Here is a 10,840-nt window from a genome sequence, read left to right on the forward strand (position 1 = left end):
TCAGTGCAGCAATCAGGTCGGCGCGCGCGGCGGAAAGATCCGCGTCGGCAGCCAGAAAATCAGCAGGATCAGCGCCACCGCGACGCCGGCCATGCACACATAAAGATCGGATGCGGTCAGCACCACCGCCTGCTCGTGCAGGCGATGGGCGAGGCCCGGATCGCTGCGGTCGGCCAGCGGCGAATTGCCGAGGCTGTCGACCAACATGGTCGAATGGAAATGCAGACGCGCGGTGGTCAGCGCTTCGATCACCCCGGTAGCGACCACGGCCGCCAAGCCTTTCACCGTGTTGAACCACGCGGAGGCAAACGGCCCGTCCTGCGGCTGGATGCTGCCGGTGGACAACATCAACAGCGGCAACACCGACATCGGCTGACCGAAGATCTGCAGCCATTGCAGGACGTAGAAATTGTCGCGAATCCATTCTGAAGTCAGCAGCGATCCGCCCAGGCAGGACAGCGTCAACATGCTCAAACCCATGCCAAGCACCCAGCGGCAATCGACCCAGCGCAGGTTGCACAGCGCCGCCACCAACGGCAGCGCAATCAGCTGCGGCAATGCGGCGATCAGCATGATCGGCGCGGTCTGCGCCGGGCGATAACCCTGCACCTGCGCCAGATAACTCGACGGAATCAACACCACCGCCTGCAGAACGACCAGCACACCGGCCAACGTCATCAAGGCGAACGACAGGTTGCGAATGCCGAGCATCTGCAATTTGAAAAACGGAATCGGCTGCGACCACTCGTTGATCAGAAAAGCCACCAGCAACAGCGAGCCGGCGCCGAGCAATCCACAGATCAGGCTCGACTCGAACCAGTCCAGGCGATTGCCCTGCAATACACCGATCACCAGCATGCAGATCGCCGGAAAGCCCAGCAGCAGGCCCTTCCAGTTGAATGACTTGAGGCGCTCCAGGCGCAGCGGATCCTGCGGGAGACCGTACGCCACCATTGCCATCGCGATCAGGCACGGGGCGATGATTTGCCAGAACGTCCATTGCCAGCCGACGTATTCGGTCCACAAACCGGCCAGCGGCGTGCCAAGGCCCGGGCCGAATGTCGCCGTCAGGGCGTAACCGGCCAGACCGTAGAGTTTGATGTTCGCCGGCAAAAAGCGCAGGGCGACGGTCATCAGCATCGGTGGCAGTGCGCCGCCGGCCAGGCCTTGCAGGATACGCATCAGCAGCAGGCTTTCGTAGTTGGGCGCGAATGGACACAACACGCCGAGCAAGGTGAACACACCGATCGCGCAGAGCGTGAAGCGGCGCAGCGAGAAGGTCACCGAACACCACGGCGCGAAGGCCATGGCTGCGACCGAGGTGGCGGTGTAGCTGGCGACCAGCCAGGTGCCTTCGTCGTAACCGATGCTCAACGCGCCACGGATGTCGGCCAAGGCCACCTTGGTGACCATCTCGTTGAGGCCCGACACCAGCACCGCCAGCAGCACGCCGACCAGGCCAATGATGATCCGCGCCCCGAACACCGGTGGCGTCGCCGCCTTCGCCGGGCTGGCCGCAGCGATAGGCGCTGCCGCCGTCAGGGATGTCATGAATACACACTCCGGAGGGAAAAATACCGGAGCATCTTAGTCGGGCTTGGCAATGACGAAAATTGACTTATTGGCAGGTTATAAGTGCGCCAGACGCAATTGTTAAAAGCAAAAGATGATCTTTAGGGTTGTGCAGCCAGCCACGTTTCGTCGCAGCAGGCCTTGAGCGTTTCCCGCAGCCAACGGTGCGCCGGATCCTTGTCGAAGCGCGGGTGCCAGGCCTGGGTCAGCATCAGCGTCGGCAAGGGGATTGGCAGGTCGAATGAGCGCAGTTTCAAACCCAGGCGACGCACGCTGAGCAGCGCCTCTTTGGGCACCGGCAGAATCAGATCAGAGTCCGGCAAGGCAAACATCGCCGCATGAAAACTCGGCGCAATCACCGCCACGCGCCGCTCCAGGCCCAGCGCATTCAGCGCCGTATCGATGGGGCCGCGAGCGATGCCACGGCGCGACATGCTGATATGGGAAAACCGGGCGTAGCGCTCGGCGGTGATCTCGCCGTCGAGCAGTGGATGGTCTTCACGTACCAAACCAACAAAGTGCGTAGAGAACAGATTCTGTACTTTGACTTCCGGGGTGACCGGCCGGGTGTTGCTGACGCTCAGATCAATGCGCCCTTCGCGCAGCGCTTCATCGTCACCATCGCCTTCCGGGACGAAGCGCAATTCGCAGTGCGGCGCCTGTTGATCGAGGGTGTCGAACAGCTTGCCGCCGTAGACGCCGATGAAGAAGTCATTGGCGCGGATGCTGAAGCGCCGACGCAGCGTGCCGAGCTCCACGGTGTCGGCAGAACGGAACAACAGCGCGGCCTGCTCGACCACATCGCGAACCTGCTCGCGCAACGCCAATGCTTTGGGGGTTGGCACCAGGCCTCGACCGGCGCGCACCAGAATTGGATCGCCGATGGCCTCGCGGATCCGCGTCAGGGTGCGGCTCATGGCGGCCGGACTGAGGTTCATCCGTCGCGCGGCGCCGACCACACTGCCCTCATCGAGCAAGGCGTCGAGGGCGACCAGAAGGTTCATGTCCGGGAGTTGCATGCTGAGCACTCGTGGCGGGTCAGGATTGATCTGTGCGCAATGCTAGCAAACATCCTTGAGGTATGGAGGCGCCCGACAGGACGCCATCGCGGGCAAGTCGAAACGTCGAACCGCAGCTCCCACAGTGATTGAGGAAACTCACAAATCTACGGCCACCGCAAAAACCTGTGGGAGCTGGCTTGCCAGCGATAGGGCCAGCAGCCACGCCAAAAAATTATCGCTGCATCCCCCAGCGCTTGACTGTCACCCGCTCCAGCGTATCGAACACCAGATTCTCCACCAGCAACCCGATCAGAATCACCACCGCCAACCCGGCAAATACCTTGTCGGTGTACAGCTCATTGCGATTCTGAAAGATGTACCAACCCAACCCACCCTTGCCGCTGGTCGCGCCAAACACCAGTTCCGCCGCGATCAACGTGCGCCACGCAAATGCCCAGCCGATCTTCAATCCGGCCAAAATTGACGGCAATGCCGCCGGGATCAGAATGAACAACACCAGCCGCAAACCCTTCAAACCGTAATTGCGCCCGGCCATGCGCAGCGTCTCGGACACGCCAAGAAAACCCGCATAAGTATTCAGCGCCAGCGCCCACAACACCGAATGCACCAGCACAAAAATCAGGCTGTTCTGCCCCAGACCAAACCACAGCAACGCCAGCGGCAGCAAAGCAATCGCCGGCAGCGGGTTGAACATTGAAGTCATCGTGCTCAGCAGATCACGGCCCAACTGCGTCGACACCGCCAGTGTCGTCAGAGCAAATGCCAGCACAATGCCGATCAGATACCCCTTGATCAGCACCACCAACGATATCCACACCTTAGCCAGCAATTCACCACTGAGCAGCCCCTCGAACAACGCATGGCTGGTCTGGAAAAAACTCGGCAGCATCAGGTCATTGTTCTGAATCCGCGCGACCACTTCCCACAACACCGCCAGCACAATCAGGATCAGGCCTTTACGCAACCAGCCCTGTTGCCACAGCCGCGTGCCGAGCGATAGTTCGCGCTCGACCGGCACTTCGGTCAGTGGCTCCAGCACACTTTCGAATTCTTCACGCACAGATGATGAATGGCTCATCGGGTAGTCCTCCTGGCCGCTCAATAGGCGATACGAATGTCATTGAAGTCGTGGTCAAGCTCGGTTTCCGGCGACTGGCCCTCGTCGAACAGCAGACGGTGAATGCGCCGCGCCGATTCCTGAAACGCCACGCCACCCAGGCTGTGCAGATCATATTGATGGCTGTGCACTTCGGCGCGCACCCGGCCCGGATGCGGCGACAGCAACAGAATGCGATTACCGACCACTAGCGCCTCTTCAATCGAGTGGGTAACGAACAACAATGTGAAGCGCACCTCTTCCCAGAGCAGCAGCAATTCTTCCTGCATCTTGCGCCGGGTCAGCGCATCGAGCGCGGCGAACGGTTCGTCCATCAAGAGGATTTTCGGCTGCATCGCCAACGCCCGGGCAATCGCCACGCGCGCCTTCATGCCGCCGGACAACGTGTGCGGATAGGCATCGGCGAACGCCGCCAGACCCACTTTTTCCAGATACTGCAACGCGCGTTCTTCGGCTTCTTTTTTCTTCAGGGTCCGCGATGCAAGCAGCGGAAACATCACGTTCTGTTTGACGGTTTTCCACGGCGGCAGTTGATCGAACTCCTGAAACACCACGATGCGGTCCGGCCCTGGTGCGTCGACGCGCTGGCCTTGCAGACGGATCTCGCCTTCGCACGGTTGAATGAAGCCGGCCACCGCTTTGAGCAAGGTGGATTTACCGCAACCGGACGGGCCGAGCAGCACGTAACGATCGGCCGGATCGATTTCAAAACTGACCTGGTGGGTGGCGCGCACCACACGTTGCGGCGTGCGGTATTCGAGGCTGACGTGATCGACGGCCAGCAGCGCTTCGCTGCGGGCGACCGGGTTGCTGGCCGCGTGGCCTGGCAAGGGAGCGTTCATTTTTTGATCAATCTCCGGCGAATCAGAAAGGCGCATCGCCCTGAATGGTTGTGCGATACAGCTTGCGGCGCAGGTGCGCCGGGCAGCCGGCGGCGAGATGGATCAGCGAACGGTTATCCCAGAACACCAGATCGTGAGGCTGCCACTGATGGCGGTAGATGTTTTGCGGCAGCACGCTGTGGGCGTAGAGCTCAGTCAGCAGTTGTTGGCTCTCGTCTTCCGGCAGACCGACGATGCGCGTGGTGAAACCTTCGCTGACGAACAGTGCTTTGCGCCCGTTTTCCGGGTGCGTACGCACCACCGGGTGCACCACTTCGGCGACTTGGGCCAGTTGCTCCGGGGTCAAGGTCGGGCGCCAGTTGCCTTCGAATTTGGTTTCGCTATAGCGGGCGGTGTAGGAATGCGCGGCCGAGCGTCCTTCAACGGCTTTGCGCAATGTGGCGGGCAAGCTGTCCCAGGCTTTGTGCATATCGGCGAACAACGTGTCGCCACCCTCGGACGGCAGTTCTTGCGCGTGGAGCATCGAGCCGAGGCTTGGCAGCGCTTTATAGGAGAGGTCGGAGTGCCAGAACTTGCCGGCATCGCCGAGGCCGATGTTCTGGCCGTTTTCAATGATGTTGGAAACGATGAGGATTTCCGGGTGATCGGCCAGCAAGAACTGCTTGAGCACATGGATCTGCAACACGCCGAAGCGGCGGCTGAAGTCGATTTGCTGTTGCGGGGTGATTGGCTGGTCGCGGAACACTACGACGTGGTGATCCAGATGCGCGCGATGAATGCGCGCAAAGTCCTGATCATTGATCGGCCGAGAGAGATCGAGGCCGATGATTTCGGCGCCGACGGCACCGCTGAACGGGCGGATTTCAAAGGATTGCGGCGCGGCGGTCGCGACGCTTGGGGAAGCAGTAGCTGCGGACATCTTTCCATCTCCCACGCACGGCACGCTCACGGGCGCGCTCGTCGATCAGACACTCACGCTGGATTGCGTGTTGGTTCAGGTCGTGCGGCGCGCCGATTGGTCGGCAGGTACGCAGGAGGATGACTTTATAGCTATAAGAACAAGAGATTAAATACCGTTATTGAATAACGATATGGCGAATGGAGAGGAATGGACTGGATGGTGAGTGACGGTTTTTGTCACTTACTGACAGGCATGTGGTGTTTTGGCTGCCGCCATCGCTGGCAAGCCAGCTCCCACAGTGTTCTCGGCTGGAACACTGACAGGTGTCCGACACAGAAACTTGTGGGAGCTGGCTTGCCAGCGATGAGGCCAGAGAGACCAACGAAGATCTATCGCTCGTGCAACGCCTCAGCCCGCGCCCGAATGATCGGCTTGAGCAGGTAGCTCAACACCGACTTCTTGCCGGTAATGATGTCCACCGACGCCACCATCCCCGGGATGATCAGCAACGGCTTTTCATCGGTACCCAAGTGGCTGCGCTCAGTGCGCACCTTGATGATGTAGTAAGTGGTTTTCTTGTCTTCGTCGGTGATGGTGTCGGCACCGATCTGCTCAAGCTTGGCTTTGAGCCCGCCGTAGATGGTGTAGTCGTACGCGGTGAACTTGACGATCGCTTCCTGCCCCGGATGCAGGAAGGCAATGTCCTGCGGACGGATTTTCGCTTCGACCAGCAAGGTGTCGTCCAGCGGTACGATTTCGACCATGTCGCTGCCCGGCTGAATAACGCCGCCGATGGTGTTGACCAGCAACTTGTTGACGATACCGCGCACCGGCGATGTCACCAGCGTACGGCTGACGCGGTCTTCCAGGGCCTTGCCGGTGGCGCTGGCCTTGTTCAGGTCGGTGCGTGCCTCATTGAGCTGGGTCAGCGCTTCGCTGCGGAATTTGCCGCGCGTTTCGTCGATCTTGCGCTGCACTTCCTTGATCGCCGATTCGGCACGCGGAATCGCCAGCGTCGTTGCATCCAGCTGGCCGCGGGTTTCCACCTCGGCCCGTTTCAGACGCAAGACTTCCACCGGGGACACCGCGCCCTGCGCGACCAGCGGCTCGGACATGTTGATTTCCTGACGCTGCAAGCCGAGTTGCTGACGATACTGCGCTTGCTTGGAGCCGAACTCACGCAGCTCTTGCTGACGCTGGATCAACTGCTCCTGCAAACCACCAATCTCGTCGTGCAACTGCTGACGGCGGCTGATGTACAGCGATTCTTCACTTTTTGCCTGACCGGGCACGGCTTTGAGCACGTCCTCGGGGAAATTCAGTGGACGGTCATCGACCTCGGCGCTCAGGCGTTCTACGCGCAGCAGCATCGACAGGCGATCGGCCTCGGTTTCGCCGACGTTGGAGGCAAATCGCGTGTCGTCGAGGCGAATCAGCGGGGCGCCGGCTTCGACGATCTGGCCTTCCTTGACGAACAGCTCGGAGATGATCCCGCCCTCAAGGTTCTGGATTTTCTGGATCTTCGACGACGGAATCGCCTTGCCGTCGCCCTTGGTCACTTCGTCGATCACGGCGAAGTTGGCCCACAGCAGCAGGAAGATGAAGAAGCCGATGATTGCCCAGATGGTCAGGCGCACGACGCGCGGGGCGTCTTCGATCAGCGCTTTGTTGACCTCCGGCAGCGGCTGGCCCTGCAGTGATGCCGAGCCTTTGAAGTAGCGACGGATCGAATCCTTGAATCCCGACTTAAGCAACACTGATCTGCCCCTTCTTCAACGCTTCCATCACGGCGGCTTTCGGGCCATCGGCGAGAATTTGTCCACGGTCGATCACCAGCAGACGATCGACCAGCGACAACAGTGAGGCCCGGTGCGTCACCAGCACCACGGTCTTGTTTTCAATCACCGCCGCGAGGCGTTGCTTGAGGCGTTCTTCACCGGTGTTGTCCATGGCGCTGGTCGGCTCATCCATCAACAGGATCGGCGGATTGAGCAACAGCGCCCGGGCCAGCGCGACGTTCTGCCGTTGGCCGCCCGAGAGGTTCTGCCCGCGCTCGCCGACTTGCAGCTCATAGCCTTGCGGATGCAGACGGGCGAATTCGTGGACGCCAGCCAATTCGGCGGCTTGCAGGACGAGTTCGTCTTCTACATAACGGGCGCCGGAGACGAGGTTGTCACGCAGGGTGCCGGCCAGCAGCTGGATGTCTTGCGGCACGTAGCCAATGTTGTAGCGCAGTTCGCTGACGTCGATCTGACGGATATCCACACCGTCGACCAGCAGCGCGCCATCGTCCGGCTGATACAGGCCGACCAGCAGTTTCGCCAGCGAACTCTTGCCCGAGCCGCTGCGGCCGATGATGCCAATCTTCTCGCCGGGACGGATCACCAGGTTGATGTTCTTCAGCGCCGGGTTCTGTTGCTCCGGGTAGGTGAAGTTGAGCTGGCGGCACTCGATCGCGCCCTGCAAAACCTTGCGGCTCAGCGGACGCTCTTCGAAATTGCGCTCTTGCGGCAGCTCCATCATCTGGTCGACCGACGTCATGGTTACGCGGGCTTGCTGATAGCGGGTCAACAGACCCGACAGCGAGGCCAACGGGCTCAGTGCGCGACCGCTGAGCATGTAGCAGGCGATCAGACCGCCCATGCTCAGGTTGCCGGCGATGATCTGGTACACGCCGAAGACGATCATGATCACCCCGGCCAGTTGCTGGATCAGCAGGGTGATGTTCATCGCCAGACCGGAAAGCATTTTCACCCGCAGCTCGAGGCGGCTGAGGGTGCCGATGGTCTGCTCCCACTGGTACTGACGTTCGCTTTCAGCGTTGTTGACCTTGACCGCGTCGAGGCCGGCGAGGGTTTCGATCAGGCTCGACTGACGCTCGGCGCCGAGGGCCATGGTGCGTTCCATGGTGGCCACCAGCGGTTTCTGCAACGCGTAGCCGATCAGCAGGGCAATCGGGAACGCCAGCACCGGAATCCACACCAAGTGCCCGCCGAGAATGGCGATGACAATAAAGATGAGGATGGTGAACGGCAGGTCGATCAGGCTGGTCAGGGTCAGCGAGGCGAGGAAGTCGCGCAGGCTCTGAAACTCGTGGATGTTCTGCGCAAAACTGCCGACCCGCGCAGGACGGTACTTCATGGCCATGCCGACAATGCGTTCGAACAGCGTGGCGGAGATGATCAGGTCGGTTTTCTTCCCGGCCAGATCCAGGCACAGAGCACGCAGACTCTTGAGGACCAGGTCGAAGATGTAGGCGCCGGTGATGCCCAGCGCCAGCACCCACAGGGTCGCTTCGGCCTGGTTCGGCACCACGCGGTCGTAGACGTTCATCACGAACAGCGGCGCAGCCATGGCGATGATGTTGATCAGGAAACTCGCGGCAATCGCATCGGCGTACAGCCAGCGCGAACGCTTGAGGGTGTCGCGGAACCACGAGCGCGCACGCGGAATCAGCGTGCCGTGGTTGACGTCGAATTTATGCTGCGGCTGGGCGAAGAAGACTTTGCCGGTGTAGTCGTCGGTCAGCAATTCACGGCTGACAATAGACTCGCCACCGTCTGTTTCGCTGAGCAGCACTCGTGCTTCATTGTCACCCTGCCAGCCGAGCAGGACGGCGCTGCGGCCATCCTTGAGCAGCAGCAACGCCGGCATGGCGATCGCCGGAATTTCTTCCAGTTTGCGCTGCAACACCCGACCTTGCAGGCCCGCTCGAGCCGCCGCGCGGGGCAACAACTCGACACTCAGGCGTTGCTTGGGCAGCGGCAGGCCCGTGGTCAGCATCGCCGCGCTGGCGGGTTTCTGGTGCAGCATGCAAAGGGCGAGCAGACCGTCCAGCAATGGATCGTCGTGCAATGCGCGTGGATCATGACTGAGTTGAACTCGACTGACTTCTGATTCCACGCTCGACACTCTTTGACAGTTGAAAAGGGATAACTCAATTCATCCCAGGCAGCTGGACCTTGGGCTTCACGTCGTTCTGCACAACGGATGCCAACGGTGCGACCACTCCCTGGCTTCTGAGCAACTCGCCCATGGTCGCCTTGATTCGGTACTGAGTAAATAACTGAATGTTTTTGATTTCAGCCAGACGCCGCGAAGCAGTGAACAACTCGTTTTCGCTGTCGAGCAAATCGAGCAGGGTTCGCTCGCCGAGGCTGAACTGACGCTGGTAGGCGGTGCGCACCGAGGTGCTGTGGTCGACGTATTGCTGCGCGATCGGCACCTGCGCGTTGGCGTTGTTCAAGGCGTTCCAGGCCAGGCCCAGCTCTTCGTTCAACTGACGCAAGGCGTTGTTGCGGATGTCCAGCGCCTGGTTCGACAGGTACGACTTGGATTCCAGATCAGCCTTGTTGCTGCCACCGGAGTACAGGTTGAAGCGCATGCGCAGCATCGCCTGCCATTCGTTGTTGTGACCGTTCTGGCCGTCGAGGTCGTTGTCGGCGGTGCGACCCAACTCGGCGTCGAAACGTGGGTAGAAGGTCGACTTGGCGGTTTCGTACTGCTTCTCGGCAGCGGCAATGTCGGACTCGGCCGAGCGCAGAATCGGGCTGTTTTCCAGCATCTGCGTACGGGCTTCGTTGAGGTTGGCCGGCATCATCGCCATGAACGGCGCTGGGCGCTCGAGCTGGTCAGGCATCTGGCCAACGGCGCTGAGGAAGTTGGTTTCCGAGTCGGCGAGGTTGGTCTGCTCGGTGATCAGGTTGTTGCGGGCCTGGGCCATCCGCGCTTCGGCCTGATCGAGGTCGGCACCGCTGCCGACGCCGCGCTGGGTGCGCAACTGGATCTGGTCGTAGATGCGCTGGTGGCTCTTGAGGTTGTCCTCGGCCAGACGCACGAACTCACGACGGGTCAGCACATCCAGGTAGACCTGGGCGACGGTCAGCGCGGTGCGCTCGGAAGTGCCGAGCAACGAGTAGGCGCGGGAGTTGACGGTGGCTTGTTGACGCCCGACTTCGCTGGACGTCGCAAAACCGTCAAAGACCATTTGCGAGAGACGTAAACTTGACTCGCTACGGTTCAGGGTTTCGTAGTGGTTACCGCCGGAGTTGGCGCGGGTGGTGACGCTGTCGGTGCCTTCACGGCCGTAACCGCCGAGCAGATCGACCTTCGGCAGGTATCCACCTTTCGCCGCTCTTAATTGATAATCCGCGGCCAAACGACTGTTGACCCCTGCCTGGATTTCCGGATGGACATCCAATGCCTGCTGCATGGCTTCTGGTAAGGATTGTGCTTGTACGAAAGAGGCGGCGAGAGCGAAGGGTACGGCGAAAAGCAGGGGCGAACGCATGATAGGAATTTCCCAGAACTTCTTGTCTTGAATCACAGCAAAACGTGGCGCTGCGTCGGATGATGGCAACCAGATTGACCGTATGTCGGAAAGTTC

At 60.6% G+C, this 10,840-nt stretch carries 8 protein-coding genes; all 8 read right to left on the reverse strand.

Annotation, left to right across the window (positions count from 1 at the left end):
• Nucleotides 1–12: 12 nt before the first annotated feature.
• Nucleotides 13–1,551, reverse strand: a complete 1,539-nt coding sequence (locus ACIF4X_RS03340) for an MFS transporter (protein ID WP_397480909.1) — start codon at nucleotides 1,549–1,551, stop codon at nucleotides 13–15.
• A 122-nt stretch (nucleotides 1,552–1,673) separates the two neighbouring features.
• The gene (locus tag ACIF4X_RS03345; RefSeq protein ID WP_397480910.1) at nucleotides 1,674–2,591 is read right to left on the reverse strand and encodes a LysR family transcriptional regulator; all 918 of its coding nucleotides are present in this window, start codon (nucleotides 2,589–2,591) and stop codon (nucleotides 1,674–1,676) included.
• A 214-nt stretch (nucleotides 2,592–2,805) separates the two neighbouring features.
• Nucleotides 2,806–3,672, reverse strand: a complete 867-nt coding sequence (locus ACIF4X_RS03350) for an ABC transporter permease (protein ID WP_397480911.1) — start codon at nucleotides 3,670–3,672, stop codon at nucleotides 2,806–2,808.
• Nucleotides 3,673–3,692: 20 nt separating this feature from the next.
• Nucleotides 3,693–4,553, reverse strand: coding sequence for an ABC transporter ATP-binding protein (locus tag ACIF4X_RS03355; RefSeq protein WP_397480912.1), 861 nt, complete (start codon nucleotides 4,551–4,553; stop codon nucleotides 3,693–3,695).
• Nucleotides 4,554–4,575: 22 nt separating this feature from the next.
• Nucleotides 4,576–5,472, reverse strand: coding sequence for a TauD/TfdA dioxygenase family protein (locus ACIF4X_RS03360; RefSeq protein ID WP_397480913.1), 897 nt, complete (start codon nucleotides 5,470–5,472; stop codon nucleotides 4,576–4,578).
• A gap of 371 nt (nucleotides 5,473–5,843) precedes the next feature.
• Nucleotides 5,844–7,211, reverse strand: a complete 1,368-nt coding sequence (locus ACIF4X_RS03365; RefSeq protein ID WP_034151794.1) for an HlyD family type I secretion periplasmic adaptor subunit — start codon at nucleotides 7,209–7,211, stop codon at nucleotides 5,844–5,846.
• Complete coding sequence (locus tag ACIF4X_RS03370; protein ID WP_397480914.1) at nucleotides 7,201–9,357, reverse strand: type I secretion system permease/ATPase; 2,157 nt, start codon at nucleotides 9,355–9,357, stop codon at nucleotides 7,201–7,203. The genes ACIF4X_RS03365 and ACIF4X_RS03370 overlap by 11 nt, the downstream gene beginning before the upstream one ends.
• Before the next feature lie 34 nt (nucleotides 9,358–9,391).
• Nucleotides 9,392–10,744 (reverse strand): TolC family outer membrane protein, encoded by a 1,353-nt coding sequence (locus tag ACIF4X_RS03375; protein ID WP_064117410.1) that lies wholly within the window; start codon nucleotides 10,742–10,744, stop codon nucleotides 9,392–9,394.
• Nucleotides 10,745–10,840: the final 96 nt, after the last annotated feature.

Source organism: Pseudomonas sp. NPDC085632, from assembly GCF_044541255.1.
GTDB lineage: Bacteria > Pseudomonadota > Gammaproteobacteria > Pseudomonadales > Pseudomonadaceae > Aquipseudomonas.

Excerpts from the sequence above, each read along its gene's own strand:
- ACIF4X_RS03340 (WP_397480909.1), bottom strand. The coding sequence starts at position 1,551 with ATGACATCCCTGACGGCGGCAGCGCCTATCGCTGCGGCCAGCCCGGCG.
- ACIF4X_RS03345 (WP_397480910.1), bottom strand. The coding sequence starts at position 2,591 with ATGCAACTCCCGGACATGAACCTTCTGGTCGCCCTCGACGCCTTGCTC.
- ACIF4X_RS03350 (WP_397480911.1), bottom strand. The coding sequence starts at position 3,672 with ATGAGCCATTCATCATCTGTGCGTGAAGAATTCGAAAGTGTGCTGGAG.
- ACIF4X_RS03355 (WP_397480912.1), bottom strand. The coding sequence starts at position 4,553 with ATGAACGCTCCCTTGCCAGGCCACGCGGCCAGCAACCCGGTCGCCCGC.
- ACIF4X_RS03360 (WP_397480913.1), bottom strand. The coding sequence starts at position 5,472 with ATGTCCGCAGCTACTGCTTCCCCAAGCGTCGCGACCGCCGCGCCGCAA.
- ACIF4X_RS03375 (WP_064117410.1), bottom strand. The coding sequence starts at position 10,744 with ATGCGTTCGCCCCTGCTTTTCGCCGTACCCTTCGCTCTCGCCGCCTCT.